The sequence below is a fragment of the Pseudomonas sp. FFPRI_1 genome (assembly GCF_055384485.1).
This window is the reverse complement of record NZ_AP029168.1, coordinates 6143862-6156830: the sequence shown is the minus strand read 5'-3', so window position 1 is coordinate 6156830 and position 12969 is coordinate 6143862. Positions and strand designations below refer to the sequence as shown.

Sequence of the window (12969 nt, the reverse complement as noted above, 5' to 3'; positions counted from 1 at the left end):
GACGGCATCAGCCGTCGCGGCGTTTTTCCATTTGCGACACCGTCTTTCATGACGACGGTGCGGATATCTGCTAAGAGGAGCGCTTTCATGGCTGTTGGTCTTGGTCCTTTGCCAACGTTGCACCCGGTTGCCGGTTTTGAGCTCGGCATCGCTTCAGCCGGCATCAAGCGCCCGGGGCGCAAGGATGTAGTGGTCATGCGCTGCGCCGAAGGCTCCACCGTGGCGGGAGTGTTCACCCTCAACGCGTTCTGCGCCGCGCCGGTGATCCTGGCCAAGCAGCGCGTGCAGGGTGCGGTGCGCTATCTGCTGACCAACACTGGCAATGCCAACGCCGGTACCGGCGAGCCGGGCCTGGCTGCCGCCGCCCGTACCTGCGCCAGGCTGGCGGAGTTGACCGGGGTCGATGCCAGCGCCGTGCTGCCGTACTCCACTGGGGTCATTGGCGAACCGCTGCCAGTCGAGAAAATCGAAGGCGCACTGCAAGCCGCCCTGGATGACCTGTCCGTGGACAACTGGGCCGCTGCGGCCACAGGCATCATGACCACCGACACCCTGCCCAAAGGGGCCAGCCGCCAGTTCCAGCACGATGGCGTCACCATTACCGTGACCGGCATCAGCAAGGGGGCGGGGATGATCCGGCCGAACATGGCGACCATGCTGGGCTACATCGCCACCGACGCCAAGGTTTCCCGCGATGTGTTGCAGAACCTGATGCTGGACGGTGCCAACAAGTCCTTCAACCGCATCACCATCGATGGCGATACCTCGACCAACGACTGCTGCATGCTGATCGCCACCGGCCAGGCCGACCTGCCGGCCATCACCGAAGCCTCGGGCCCGCTGTTCAATGCCCTGAAACAGGCAGTGTTCGAGGTCTGCATGGAGGTGGCCCAGGCCATCGTCCGCGACGGTGAGGGCGCGACCAAGTTCGTCACCGTGGAGGTCAATGGCGGTGCAAACCATCAGGAATGCCTGGATGTTGGCTACACCGTGGCCCACTCGCCGCTGATCAAGACCGCACTGTTTGCCTCTGACCCGAACTGGGGGCGGATCCTGGCTGCGGTGGGACGTGCCGGCGTGCCCGATCTGGATGTCAGCAAGATCGACGTGTTCCTCGGAGACGTCTGCATCGCCAGCCGTGGTGCGCGGGCGGCCAGCTACACCGAAGCCCAGGGCGCAGCGGTGATGCAGCAGGAAGAGATCACCATCCGTATCGAGTTGGGCCGTGGTGTGTGCAGCGAAACCATCTGGACCACCGACCTGTCTCACGAGTACGTGAAGATCAACGCCGAATACCGTACGTAACGCGGCGTCCAACAACCGGTTCTGCCTGCCCGCAGGACCGGCTCGCCTTTACGGCGATCATCTTTCAAGGAACAGCCCCCAAGGGCTGGCCTAATGCCGGATCAGAGGAAGCAGTGCGGTGAAACGAGTACATGTGGCTGCGGCCGTCATCCGGGATGCCAGCGGCAAGATCCTGATTGCCCGGCGTGCCGATACTCAGCATCAAGGTGGCCTGTGGGAGTTTCCCGGGGGCAAGGTCGAGGCCGGGGAAACCGTAGAGGCCGCCCTGGCCCGCGAGCTGCAGGAAGAGTTGGGAATCACCGTGCAGAGCGCACGTCCGTTGATCAAGGTGCAGCACGATTACCCGGACAAGCAGGTACTGCTGGACGTCTTCGAGGTGTCGGCCTTCAGTGGCGAGCCTCATGGCGCCGAAGGGCAACCCCTGGCCTGGGTCACGTCCCGTGAACTGGCGGGCTACGAGTTCCCTGCGGCGAACCAACCGATTGTCGCTGCGGCGCGGCTGCCGGCGCATTATCTGATCACTCCCGAAGGCCTGGAAACCCCGGCCCTGCTGCGCGGCATGCAGAAAGCCATTGCCCAGGGCTGCCAACTGGTCCAGTTGCGCGCTCCGGGTGGCTACGATCCGAAATACCGTGACCTGGCGGTGGATGCCGTGGGCCTGTGTGCCGGCAAGGCGCAACTGATGCTCAAGGGGCCGTTCGAGTGGCTGGGGGATTTTCCTTCGGCAGGTTGGCACATCACTTCGGCGCAATTGCGCAAGTACGCCAGTGCCGGACGGCCCTTCGGCAAGGAGCGCTGGTTGGCAGCGTCCTGCCATAACGCCGAGGAGTTGGCCCTGGCGCAGCAGATGGATGTGGATTTTGTGACCTTGTCCCCGGTGCAGCCGACCCAGACCCATCCTGATGCGCAGCCTCTGGGCTGGTCACAGGCGCAGCAGTTGATCAGTGGTTTCAACCGGCCGGTGTACCTGCTGGGAGGCGTGGGGCCTGCCGACTGTCAGCAAGCCTGGGAAGCCGGTGCTCAAGGGGTGGCCGGTATCCGCGCTTTCTGGCCGGAGGACTGAAGGCCTCCTTAGTGGCAGCGCCGGCTTTGGCTGGGCGCTGGCCCTGTGCAGGCCGGTTTGCCGGCGAAGGTGCGCGCAAGGCTTGCCGGCGCTTTCGCCGGCAAGCCGGCTCCTACGCAGAGGGAGTGGGTTTGGCGGCGGCCTGCCAGAGGATTTCGGCGATGCCCTGGCGTTTGGCGATCAGTCGCGCGGCGACAAACAGCAGGTCTGACAGGCGATTGATATAGGCCAGCCCAACTCCCTGCAAGGGTTCGATGGCATTCAACTGCTGGCAGCGACGCTCGGCGCTGCGCGCCAGGCTGCGGCAGACGTGGGCCTGGGCAATCAACACCGAGCCACCCGGCAGAATGAAGTTTTCCAGGGGGCCCAACTCCTCGTTCCACACATCGATGGCCGCCTCCAGGCGCTCCACTTCGCTGCTGTTGAGGGCCTGATACACCGGCATCGCCAACTCGCCCCCGAGATCGAACAGCCGATGCTGGCAAGGCGTCAGTACCTCGATCACTTCCTGGAGCCCGGGGCAGGTCGCGCCGTGCTCGGCCAGCCCGGCCAGGAGCAGGCCCAACTGGCTGTTCAGCGTATCGACCTCACCAATGGCCTCTACCCGGGGGTGATCCTTGGGTACCCGACGGCCGTCTCCCAGCCCGGTTTCGCCTTTGTCGCCAGTGCGGGTGTAAATCTTCGACAAACGAAAACCCATGCTTAGTTCTCCAGTGGTAGAGGTTCTTGAACCAGGGGCTGGCTGCTTGCCAGGGGGAGGCGCAGGGTGAAGCAGGTGCCCTGGCCACGGGTCGACTGCACTTCCATCTGGCCCTTGTGGTTGTTGGTGATGATGAAGTAGGACACCGACAGCCCGAGCCCAGTGCCCTGGCCGATTTCCTTGGTGGTGAAGAAGGGTTCGAAGGTGCGCTTGCGCACGTTCTCGCTCATGCCGACGCCATTGTCCTCCACCTGGATTTCCGCCCAGGGCGGATTCAGGCGGGTTCGCAGGATGATGCGTCCCGGCTCGCTGTCATCGTCGCGCTGATGTATGGCCTGGGCGGCATTTTTCAGCAGGTTGAGCAGCACCTGTTCCAATTCGTTGGCGGTGCCGGGGACCGGTCCCAGGTCTGGGTCGAACTGGCGCACGATCGCCTGGCCCTTGAAGTCGAAGCCGATGGCCAGGTCGAAGTCGTTGCTGGCGATTTCCACTGCCTGGTCGATCAGTGCCGGCAGGTCGCAAGGAGCCATCTGCCGAGTGCTGCGTCGACTGAAACTGAGCATGTGGGTGACGATCTTCGCGGCCCGGGCGCCTGCCTGTTGAATGCCGTCCAGCAACAGTGGGACTTCCCGGCTTTCCAGGTAACGGTTGACGGTTTGCAGCTCGACGCCGACCTGTTGCGCGTGTTCGAGGTTTTTCGGCAGCTCGGGAGACAGCCGGCGACGGATGTTCTGCACGTTGTGCAGGATCGCCCCCAGGGGGTTGTTGATCTCGTGGGCCATGCCGGCTGCCAGGCCGCCAACCGAGAGCATCTTCTCCGACTGCACCATCATTTCTTCGAGGGACAGGCGCTGGGTGATGTCGTCGATACGGATCACCACCCCGCGTCCGGCGCCACCCATCAGCGGATAGAAGGTCAGGGCATAGTGGCGTGCTTCCTCATCCTTGAGCCAGGTGACCCGCTCGACCTTGGTCACCGTGTGCTGCTCGACGGTTTCCTTGAGCTGCGGCAGGAACGGCTTGAGCGGTTCGAAGGCGAGGAAGATCGGCTGGTTCAGGGCTTCGTCAAGGCGAGTGCCAGACAGGGCGCTGGCCTCCTGGTTCCACTGGGTGACATACAGCTGTTCATCCAGGGCGATCAGGGCCGAGGGCATGGAGTCGATGATGCTGTTGAGGTAGTTCTGGAAACCGGTGAGTTTTTTCTCGATTTTGCTGCGCACCTGGACTTCCAGCTCCAGCTTGCGGTTGGTGTGACGGGTTTCCTCGGCCAGGCCCTGGGCCTGGTCATAGGCGGCCTGGGCGTCGTCTCGGGCGCGCTTGAGCTGCTGCTCCCGGGCCTCGATACGCGACAGCATGGTGTTGAAGGCTTCGGCCAGGCTGCCGATTTCATCATGGTTGCCTCGTGCGGCGCGCAGGGAATAGTTTTCCTCGCGGGTCACCTGGCGGGACAGCTCCTCGAGCTGGTGAATCGGCTGGGTGATCAGGCGCTTGATCTGCCGGGCAATGACCAGCCACAGCAGCACGCTGAAAATCAGGATGCCGAGGCTTGCGGTGAGGGTGCCGGTATAAAAGGCCATGGGCAGTTCGCTGGTAGCTACCAGCAGCAGGTGCCCCGGTGCCTGCCCCGGGCGAGGCAGGGTAATCACCTGGTTGCTGCGGAACTCGGTCATTTGCCAGGCTTCGATGTGGCGGTAGCGCTCGGGCAGCTTGAGGTGTTCCCCGTGTTGCAACTGGGCCACGCGCTGGCCTTTGCCATCATAGAGCGCGGCAGCCCGCAGCGGGCTGTAGCTGTCGAGTTCGTCGAGCAGCTTCTGCGCATCCTCGGGCGAATTCAGGGCCTGGATTGCCAGGGACGGGTTGGACACCAGGCGACCGATGGTCTGCAGCGCCTGGGGCGCCATGCTTTCCTGGGATATCCAGTAGGCGGCGCTGATAAAGGTCAGGTTGGCGACCAGCAGTACGGTGGTCAGCAGGACAAGCAGGGCGGCCAGGAGCTTCTGGCCCACGGGCAGGTTTTCGAGGCGCTGGCGCAATGGCATCGGCTATATCGCTGGAAATGAGCAAGTGGGCAGCGTAGCCGCTGCTCAGTCGCTGGGCAATCCGCGCAGGCGCAGCTGGTTCACCAGACGCTGTTGCACTTGTTGCAGATGGGGCAGCTGCAGGCGGTGACGGGCGGCCGCCTGGCAGGCATAGCCCAGCAGGTAGCTGATCTCCGTGCGGCGCTGGCTGGCCACGTCCTGGTACATGGAGGAGTAGTTGGCGGCGGTGGCCTGAATCACCCGCTCGACCTCCTGTTGCAGGTTTTGTGCTGCGGCGGGTTGTCCGCAGCATTGCAGCAATTCGCTCAGTTCGGCACACAAGGTCGCCACTTCGCACTGGTGTTGCTGCAGGCCACCATTGCGACAGTCGTGCAACACCGTCAGTGGGTTGATCGCGCAGTTGAGCGCCAGCTTGCGCCAGAGCCGGGTGAGGATCTGGGTGCTCCATTCGTGAGGAATGCCACTGGCCGTCAGCTCGTCTAGCCAGATGGGCGGAGTAGGGTGGCCGGAGTCGCCCAGCCAGGTATAGCCGTGGCCGGCAAAAACCACGCGCCAGTCACCATCGCGGAACGCACCCTCGGTGCTGGAGGCTGCAATGCAGCGTGCCAGGGGCACCCTGGCGGCTACGGCGTCCTGACTGCCGAGGCCATTTTGCAGCAGGATCAGTTCGGCCCCGGGCTTCAAGCGTGGGGCGATACGGGCCACGGCGGCCTCGGCGTCATAGGCCTTGCATGCCAGCAGCAGGCGCTGGATCGGCTCTGTGCCCTCGCAGGTTTCGCCGGGGATCGCCAGCAGGTTGCTCCGGCCCTGCTCTACCAGGGTCAGGCCACCGGCGGCCTGATAGGCCCGCAAGCGAGCTTGGTCCCGCAGGATCAGGCGGACCGGCAGCCCGGCGCGGGCCAGGCGAGTGGCCCAGAGGGTGCCGAGGCTGCCGGCGCCGAGAACATGCCAGGTAGTGGACATCAGCTTTTTGCTCTGTTTGGCAGGCCCGGGAAGGGCGCGCAGTGAACGAGGGGAAAGACCCGTTATAATGAGCGCGGATTTTAACCGCAAGCCGGGCGTGTTCGATGTCTTGAACAGCGCCCCTTTTTATTTGGAGAGATTACATGCCGTCGTTTGACGTGGTATCCGAACTGGACAAGCACGAAGTCACCAACGCGGTGGAAAACGCCGTCAAGGAACTGGATCGCCGCTATGACCTGAAAGGCAAGGGCAGCTTCGAGTTCAAGGACAAGGACCTGGCTGTCAACCTGACTGCCGAGGCCGAGTTCCAGCTGGAAGCGATGATCGAGATCCTCAAGCTGGCCCTGGTCAAGCGCAAGATCGACGTGCAGTGCCTGGAGGTCAAGGACGCCTATGCCTCGGGCAAGCTGATGAAGCAGGAGGCGGTGCTCAAGGAGGGGATCGATAAAGAGCTGGCGAAGAAGATCGTCGCGCACATCAAGGATGCCAAGCTGAAGGTGCAGGCATCCATCCAGGGCGAGCAGGTACGGGTCACCGGCAAGAAGCGTGACGACCTGCAAGAGGCGATCGCCGCCTTGCGTGCCAAGGAGTTCGGCATGCCGCTGCAGTTCAACAACTTCCGCGATTGATCGATTTCTCCGGGAACCTCTAGAGCTAATTGGCGTCCGAGGCCGGAGGAGTGGCAGAAACGATTGAGCGCCAATGGAGCCGGTCGTTCTGCCTGTCAGTCATGCACGCCGCAATCCCCGGAATCTGGAGAAATAGATGGATTTGAACGCTGAAGTAGACAACCTGGTCCGGGCCTCCCAGGCCTGGATTCCAATGATCATGGAATACGGCAGTCGGGTACTGCTGGCCGTGATTACCCTGGCCATTGGCTGGTGGCTGATCAACAAGCTGACCCACAAAGTGGGCAAGTTGCTGGCGCTGCGCAATGCCGACCTGGCGCTGCAAGGGTTTATCAGCAACCTGGCCAACATCGTACTCAAGGTGCTGCTGATCGTCAGCGTGGCTTCGATGATCGGGGTCGAAACCACCTCCTTCGTCGCCGCGATCGGTGCCGCCGGCCTGGCCATCGGCCTGGCATTGCAGGGCAGCCTGGCGAACTTCGCCGGTGGTGTATTGATCCTCCTGTTTCGCCCGTTCCGCATCGGCGACTGGATCGAGGCCCAGGGCATCAGCGGCACCGTGGACAGCATCCAGATCTTCCACACTGTGCTGCGTACCGGTGACAACAAGACGGTGATAGTGCCCAACGGCAACCTGTCCAACGGCATCATCACCAACTACAACCGTCAGCCGACCCGCAAGGTGGTGTTCGATGTTGGCGTGGATTACGACGCCGATTTGCAGAAGGCCCGCGAGGTGCTGCTGGAACTGGCCAAGGACGCCCGCGTGCTGGCCGATCCTGCACCGGTGGCGGTGGTGTCCACCTTGGGAGACAGCGCGATAACCCTGTCACTGCGGGTGTGGGTCAAGACCGCGGACTACTGGGATGTTTTGTTCCAGTTCAATGAACTGTCTCGTGATCGCTTGAAGGCCGCGGGAATTGATATTCCCTTTCCGCAGCGGGTGATTCGCGTGGTTCAGGAAGCGGCGGTGCAATAAACCGGTTTCATGACCTGGCCGTTCGGTCAGCTATGTTGTTCAAGACAAGGGGCTATCAGCCCCTTGTTTGTTTTAATTCTCATTCAATGGCAACTAACACACCTGCCTGGGAGAGCCGAGAGCAACTACCGACATGAGCCATGTTAGTTAGCTTGCTATTTAATTGTCTTTTCAATGTTGCATTTCAGCAGGCATAAAAAAACCGTCAGCCTGATACCAGGTGACGGTTTTTATTAGAGCTGCGTGTTAGCGCATTAACTGGGCACTAAAATTACAAGATGCTCAGCGGGTACTCTACGATGATACGAACATCGTTGTTGTCTGCGGTGTAATCCGCGTTGTAAGCACCGTTTGCACGGTACACAGCGCTACGCAGGCGGAACGACAGGTCCTTGGCTGGACCTTCTTGCATCACGTATTTGGTTTCGAAGTTGAACTCGTTTTCCTTGCCCTCGGTATTGGACGAGGTGCTGATGTTGTCACCCTTCACGTAACGAGCCATGAAGCTCAGGCCAGGAACGCCCAAGGTTGCCATGTTCAGGTCGTAGCGAGCCTGCCAGGAGCGCTCGTCCTTGCCGATGAAGTCGGAGATCTGGATGGAGTTGGCAACGAAGACGGTGCCGTTACCGTCAACACCGTACAGGTAGTTGGTGTCGCCAGTGGAGCGCTGGTGGGCGATGGTGAACTTGCTCGCGCCGATGCTGTAGGCAGCCGCGAGGCTCCACAGTTTGTTGTCCAGCTTGCCGTACAGTTTCTTGCCGTCGTCTTCGGTACGGTAGCCGTTGAAGTCGAGGTTCAGCGACTGGTTGTCGGCGATCGGGAAGGTGTAGTTCAGGTTGATGTACTGCTTCTTGAAGTAGTCATCGACCTTGGACGCCGCCACGCCACCGACGAAGTTGTCGGTGAACTGGTAGGTGGCACCGGCGAAGTCGGCAGAGGTCAGGCCTGGGTTTTTCAGGCCGTCACTGTTGCGACCGTTGATGCTGTCGTTGTACTGACCGGTCTGCGAGCGCAGGGCGGTGAAGTGACCAGCGTTCAGTTCCAGGCCCTTGATCTCCTTGCTGGTGATCATGGTACCGGTGGCGACTTCTGGCAGCAGACGGCTGTCGTCGGTGGAGAACACTGGGCTGGCAACCATCTGGTCGCCGTACTTCAGTACGGTATCGGAGATGCGGAACTTGACCGCGCCGCCTACAGCCGACGAGTCTTTTTCTGGCTGGCCGAAGCGGTTGTTGGCTGCCAGGCCGTTGCCGGAGCGACCTGCGCCGCCGTCAAGCTTGATCACGCCCATGGCGAACGCGTCAACGCCGACGCCCACGGTGCCTTGGGTGAAGCCGGAGTTGTACTGCAGCAGTTCACTCAGCCCGGTATCTTGGCGATAGCCGCTTTTGTAGCCGCCGTCGTCACGTGCGTGGTTGCCAGCACCGTTCTTGAAGTCGCGGTTCATATACTCAAGGCGGGTTTTGGCGGTCAGGGTGCTATCTTCGATAAAGCCCTTGGAATCGTCCTGGGAGGACGCGATTGCGAACTGCGAGGTGCCTGCTGATACAGCCAGGGCGATCATGCTCCACTTCATCACGCGCATCGTGATTTGCTCCTTTGGTTTTTAGAAGAGTACTGCCGTCCCACCTATTTTTTTATCTGGGCGGCTCTTTCTTTTTGTGTCGGCGCAAACTTATATCACGCTGACAATGTTGGCGATACTTGCCAATCTATCCTTTCGGCTTCTTTACGAGCCTGTCGCAAACTGCTTGATCAGTGTCGCAATTGTGCAGCCTGATGGTGTCCAGACGGACAACTAAAACAGTGTTCTTCGAAGGGGCGCAATGCAGGAATTAATCCCCCCATGCAGACACTCTACAAAGCACTTTCGGGCAACCCTGCCACTATTATCATGAGTCTTTAACGTCCACTTTCAGTGGGGCGTTGCAGACGATGTCGGGGGTGGATGCAACAACCGTGCACAAACTGCAAGTGCTCGTTGATTTTTCTTCAGTAGCGTGTGCCGGTCTGTAAAAACCGCATAAAACCCTTGTTCCAAGCGTCTTTTTGTTTGGCTTGACTCGAAGGTCTCCATGGTGCAGGGCTGTGCAATAAGTTGCACAGCCTGGCGAAATGTTACCGGTCCACACTGTGAAGTGAGTAAACGGCGGATGCTTGAGGTATCCAGCGTAGATGGCTTGTACGATTCTGGTGCAGTTTTTTTGCAGCGCTGTGCACGGTTCCTGCAATCGTCTGCAGGACGGCCGAGGCGCGACGGGGCCTGCCAGGCCGCTTTCTGCGGATTTCCAGCCAATTGTGCGCAAGTGGTGCAAGGCTCGGGAAAGTGTCCTGCCGTGGGGCATGTCGGCTGCATGAGGGGGCGGCTCCTTGCCGGGTCTCGAGGGCTCTGGCTCATTGGTCATGAAGCACGGGGCATTCGCAGGTATGCTGGGCATCTGTCGCCTGGCAAGTGTCTGTGATACTGAACGCCGGGCTGGAATGAGCTGAGCGGGAGCAAACACGGTGTTCACTTTAGATTCACGGCTGCAACAAGACACATTGCCCATCGGGGATTTCCCCCTCTGCCGGTTGCTGCTGTCCAATGACGCCAATTATCCCTGGTTCATCCTGGTGCCGCGTCGCGAGGATATCAGTGAGTTGTTTCAACTGGATGTCACCGATCAGCTTCAGTTGTGGCAGGAAACCACGGCATTGGCCGAACTGCTCAAGGACTCCTTCGATGCCGACAAGTTGAATGTCGCGACCCTGGGCAACGTGGTGAGCCAGCTGCACATGCACGTGATCGTGCGCAAGCGTGATGACGCGGCATGGCCTGCGCCGGTCTGGGGCAAGCATCCAGCTACGCCTTACCGGCCCGAGCAGGTCGCGGCGATCCGTGAGCGGCTGCGGGTCGTGTTGACCGATGATTTCCAGTTTCTGGAGGGTTGATCCATGAGTCTGGAAGAGCGTGTAAACGATCTGGAGAGCCGTCTGGCATTCCAGGACGACACCATTCAAGCCTTGAATGACGTGCTGGTGGCGCAACAGAAGGTACTGGAGCGCCTGCAGCTGCAGATGGCAGCACTGCTCAAGCGCCAGGAGGAAATGGTCGGGCAGTTCGACTCTTTCGAGGAAGAGGCGCCGCCCCCTCATTATTGAGGCATGACGGCTCGAGCTGCAGAGCAAAAAAAACCGCGCCAAGGCGCGGTTTTCTTTTGGGCGTGTATCAGCGGCGTGGCAGTGCGGCAATCACGTCTTCGGCTTGCAGGCCCTTGTCACGGTTCATCACCGAGAACTCCACGCGCTGGCCTTCCACCAGTACGCGATGGCCTTCTCCACGAATGGCGCGAAAGTGCACGAAGATATCATCGCCGGAATCCCGGGAGATAAAGCCGAAGCCCTTGGAGGTGTTGAACCACTTCACCGTGCCGGTATCGCGATTGCTCATGTCGTAGGTCGTGGCGGCGGAAGCGGCTGGCGATGAGCGGTAGAGGCTGATGGCCAGGTGCAGAACCACGGCGGCCAGTGCGGTCAGCAGGCTGACCAGTACCGCCGGTTGGCCACCGATCACTGGCATGGGCGCCAGCAGGGTGAGGGTCTGCAAGACCACGACCAGCACCAGCAGGGCGCTGACCAGGTTTTGCAGGTGTTGGCGCGGGCCTTTGTTCCAGTACGGAATAACGGGGGCCAGGATCAGGTTGAGCAGGCCGAAAAGGGCCAGGTAAATAGCATCGGATTGTTGCAGGTAGGGAACCGCGTCAGATCTAAGACTCGGAATCAAGGACAGCAGCAAGGCTGCAATGCCTGTCAGCAGGTGGACGATTTTCAACATTTTGATTAACTCACGTTAAGAAGGGTGCACAAGGAAGAGCTGGTCACGCACGGTTCGCTTCTGAACAAATAGGTGAGGCGGTGGTTACGTACGCGGGATCAGCCTATGCGCGCTGGCCGAAGAAATAGGCAACAGCGACACGGGCTCTATTTAACAGCAAAGCCCAGGCCTACTCAAATCAGCAGCGGTGTTCGGCGGGGCAGGGCAAATGGCCGGCACCATGGGACGGATCCGGAGCATCGGGCAAAGGCCCGTTCTAGACAGATGGCCGTATTATTTCCAAGGAACGTTGGGTTTTCCCGGCGGTCAGATTCGGCTCGAACTCAGCGTTTTGCATCCCTGGCCGGGCCACGGGACAATCCACCGCAGGCTGATCGATGATCCGGGGCGGCGGTGGCGCGGTACTCTTGCTAGAGTGGTCCGGCAGCTGATTGGGTGAATCCATCCCGTTAACGGAGAGAAACATGGCAATTGATATCGGTATCAGCGAAGAAGATCGTAAATCCATCGTCGACGGTCTTTCCCGTCTGCTTTCGGACACCTACGTGTTGTACCTGAAAACCCATAATTTCCATTGGAACGTCACCGGCCCGCAATTTCGTACCCTGCACCTGATGTTCGAGGAGCAGTACAACGAACTGGCCCTGGCGGTCGACCTGATTGCCGAACGCATTCGAGCCCTGGGCTTCCCAGCGCCTGGCGCCTATTCCATCTATGCCCGGTTGTCCTCGATCAAGGAGGAGGAGGGCGTGCCGGCAGCTGAAGAAATGATCAAGCAGCTGGTCAGTGGCCAAGAGGCGGTGACTCGTACGGCCCGTGGGATCTTCCCGCTGCTGGACAAGGTCAGCGACGAGCCGACGGCGGACCTGTTGACCCAACGCATGCAAGTGCACGAGAAAACCGCGTGGATGCTGCGTTCCCTGCTGGAACATCGTTAACTCCACCAGGGCGAATGGCGCTCTGGAGCGCCATTCGCGCCGTTTGGCCAGGCCTGCCCCTTGATAATTTTCACGCCGGGGCAAGCTGCCGGCCATGATCCGTTCCCCGCGGACGACGGATTGCTCGTGATGTGCCTGACCGCCGGCAACCTCCGCTATATGGTCATACGGCTGCACAGGGCCGATTTAATGGATATAATCCCGCTCTTTGCTAGGTAGCCCGAGCTTTGGCGTGGGCTCTGGCTGTAGTTCAAGCAGTAATCTGGATTGCCGAGACGCCCCCATGCCCATGTACGACTATCAATGCGCTTCCTGTGGTCATCAGTTGGAAGCCATTCAAAAGATCAGCGCCGCGCCGCTGGTCGACTGCCCTGCCTGCCAGGCGCCTGAACTGAAAAAGATGCTGTCCATGCCCGGCTTCCGCCTCAGCGGCAGCGGCTGGTACGAAACCGACTTCAAGACCGGCGCCAAGAAGAACCTGGCCGGTGGCGACAAAGCTGACTAAGTTGAACGACACGCGCGAGTTCTTGCACTATCCG

General features: G+C 60.6%; 13 protein-coding genes. 8 read left to right on the top strand and 5 right to left on the bottom strand.

All coding sequences use genetic code 11. The features are described 5' to 3' along the window. Nucleotides 1-87 precede the first annotated feature (87 nt). Together argJ and ACZ5BO_RS27410 are read left to right on the top strand one after the other, a co-directional pair. On the top strand, nucleotides 88-1305 hold the full coding sequence (gene argJ / locus ACZ5BO_RS27415) for a bifunctional glutamate N-acetyltransferase/amino-acid acetyltransferase ArgJ (protein ID WP_464697053.1): 1218 nt from the start codon (nucleotides 88-90) through the stop codon (nucleotides 1303-1305). A 118-nt stretch (nucleotides 1306-1423) separates the two neighbouring features. After that, the gene (locus tag ACZ5BO_RS27410) at nucleotides 1424-2368 is read left to right on the top strand and encodes a Nudix family hydrolase (protein ID WP_464697052.1); all 945 of its coding nucleotides are present in this window, start codon (nucleotides 1424-1426) and stop codon (nucleotides 2366-2368) included. A gap of 112 nt (nucleotides 2369-2480) precedes the next feature. Here the strand turns inward: ACZ5BO_RS27410 and ACZ5BO_RS27405 are convergent, their stop codons facing one another. The 3 genes from ACZ5BO_RS27405 to ACZ5BO_RS27395 are packed head-to-tail and all read right to left on the bottom strand — an operon-like array spanning nucleotide 2481 to nucleotide 6070. Beyond that, a complete protein-coding gene (locus ACZ5BO_RS27405; RefSeq protein ID WP_025126787.1) occupies nucleotides 2481-3068 on the bottom strand; it encodes a cob(I)yrinic acid a,c-diamide adenosyltransferase in 588 nt (195 codons plus the stop codon). A 2-nt stretch (nucleotides 3069-3070) separates the two neighbouring features. Then, the gene (locus tag ACZ5BO_RS27400; RefSeq protein WP_025126788.1) at nucleotides 3071-5107 is read right to left on the bottom strand and encodes a sensor histidine kinase; all 2037 of its coding nucleotides are present in this window, start codon (nucleotides 5105-5107) and stop codon (nucleotides 3071-3073) included. A 45-nt stretch (nucleotides 5108-5152) separates the two neighbouring features. Then, nucleotides 5153-6070: a putative 2-dehydropantoate 2-reductase gene (locus ACZ5BO_RS27395; protein ID WP_025126789.1), complete on the bottom strand. Its 918-nt coding sequence runs from the start codon at nucleotides 6068-6070 to the stop codon at nucleotides 5153-5155. Nucleotides 6071-6213: 143 nt separating this feature from the next. Here ACZ5BO_RS27395 and ACZ5BO_RS27390 point away from each other — a divergent pair, with 143 nt between their 5' ends. Both ACZ5BO_RS27390 and ACZ5BO_RS27385 read left to right on the top strand, forming a co-directional pair. Continuing rightward, nucleotides 6214-6699 (top strand): YajQ family cyclic di-GMP-binding protein, encoded by a 486-nt coding sequence (locus ACZ5BO_RS27390; protein WP_025126790.1) that lies wholly within the window; start codon nucleotides 6214-6216, stop codon nucleotides 6697-6699. Between the two features lie 136 nt (nucleotides 6700-6835). Beyond that, on the top strand, nucleotides 6836-7678 hold the full coding sequence (locus ACZ5BO_RS27385; RefSeq protein WP_025126791.1) for a mechanosensitive ion channel family protein: 843 nt from the start codon (nucleotides 6836-6838) through the stop codon (nucleotides 7676-7678). A gap of 271 nt (nucleotides 7679-7949) precedes the next feature. Here ACZ5BO_RS27385 and ACZ5BO_RS27380 read toward each other — a convergent pair whose 3' ends face one another. Continuing rightward, nucleotides 7950-9263, bottom strand: a complete 1314-nt coding sequence (locus ACZ5BO_RS27380) for an OprD family porin (RefSeq protein WP_025126792.1) — start codon at nucleotides 9261-9263, stop codon at nucleotides 7950-7952. A gap of 920 nt (nucleotides 9264-10183) precedes the next feature. Here ACZ5BO_RS27380 and ACZ5BO_RS27375 point away from each other — a divergent pair. Both ACZ5BO_RS27375 and ACZ5BO_RS27370 read left to right on the top strand, forming a co-directional pair. After that, on the top strand, nucleotides 10184-10609 hold the full coding sequence (locus ACZ5BO_RS27375; protein ID WP_025126793.1) for an HIT domain-containing protein: 426 nt from the start codon (nucleotides 10184-10186) through the stop codon (nucleotides 10607-10609). A 3-nt stretch (nucleotides 10610-10612) separates the two neighbouring features. After that, entirely contained in the window at nucleotides 10613-10819 is a 207-nt protein-coding gene (locus ACZ5BO_RS27370; protein WP_025126794.1) for a SlyX family protein, read from the top strand. Nucleotides 10820-10886: 67 nt separating this feature from the next. On the opposite strand, the gene ACZ5BO_RS27365 is transcribed toward ACZ5BO_RS27370, so the two are convergent. After that, nucleotides 10887-11492: a cold-shock protein gene (locus ACZ5BO_RS27365; protein ID WP_025126795.1), complete on the bottom strand. Its 606-nt coding sequence runs from the start codon at nucleotides 11490-11492 to the stop codon at nucleotides 10887-10889. Between the two features lie 464 nt (nucleotides 11493-11956). Between ACZ5BO_RS27365 and ACZ5BO_RS27360 the strand changes: the two genes are divergently transcribed. Together ACZ5BO_RS27360 and ACZ5BO_RS27355 are read left to right on the top strand one after the other, a co-directional pair. Next, complete coding sequence (locus ACZ5BO_RS27360) at nucleotides 11957-12430, top strand: Dps family protein (protein WP_025126796.1); 474 nt, start codon at nucleotides 11957-11959, stop codon at nucleotides 12428-12430. A 283-nt stretch (nucleotides 12431-12713) separates the two neighbouring features. Continuing rightward, on the top strand, nucleotides 12714-12935 hold the full coding sequence (locus tag ACZ5BO_RS27355) for an FmdB family zinc ribbon protein (protein WP_003193872.1): 222 nt from the start codon (nucleotides 12714-12716) through the stop codon (nucleotides 12933-12935). Nucleotides 12936-12969 lie beyond the last annotated feature (34 nt).

Bases quoted from the DNA above. Each gene is read 5' to 3' on its own strand.
- ACZ5BO_RS27385 (WP_025126791.1), top strand. From the start codon at position 6,836: ATGGATTTGAACGCTGAAGTAGACAACCTGGTCCGGGCCTCCCAGGCC.
- ACZ5BO_RS27390 (WP_025126790.1), top strand. From the start codon at position 6,214: ATGCCGTCGTTTGACGTGGTATCCGAACTGGACAAGCACGAAGTCACC.
- ACZ5BO_RS27400 (WP_025126788.1), bottom strand. From the start codon at position 5,107: ATGCCATTGCGCCAGCGCCTCGAAAACCTGCCCGTGGGCCAGAAGCTC.
- ACZ5BO_RS27370 (WP_025126794.1), top strand. From the start codon at position 10,613: ATGAGTCTGGAAGAGCGTGTAAACGATCTGGAGAGCCGTCTGGCATTC.
- ACZ5BO_RS27355 (WP_003193872.1), top strand. From the start codon at position 12,714: ATGCCCATGTACGACTATCAATGCGCTTCCTGTGGTCATCAGTTGGAA.
- ACZ5BO_RS27405 (WP_025126787.1), bottom strand. From the start codon at position 3,068: ATGGGTTTTCGTTTGTCGAAGATTTACACCCGCACTGGCGACAAAGGC.
- ACZ5BO_RS27380 (WP_025126792.1), bottom strand. From the start codon at position 9,263: ATGCGCGTGATGAAGTGGAGCATGATCGCCCTGGCTGTATCAGCAGGC.
- ACZ5BO_RS27365 (WP_025126795.1), bottom strand. From the start codon at position 11,492: ATGTTGAAAATCGTCCACCTGCTGACAGGCATTGCAGCCTTGCTGCTG.
- ACZ5BO_RS27360 (WP_025126796.1), top strand. From the start codon at position 11,957: ATGGCAATTGATATCGGTATCAGCGAAGAAGATCGTAAATCCATCGTC.
- argJ (WP_464697053.1), top strand. From the start codon at position 88: ATGGCTGTTGGTCTTGGTCCTTTGCCAACGTTGCACCCGGTTGCCGGT.
- ACZ5BO_RS27395 (WP_025126789.1), bottom strand. From the start codon at position 6,070: ATGTCCACTACCTGGCATGTTCTCGGCGCCGGCAGCCTCGGCACCCTC.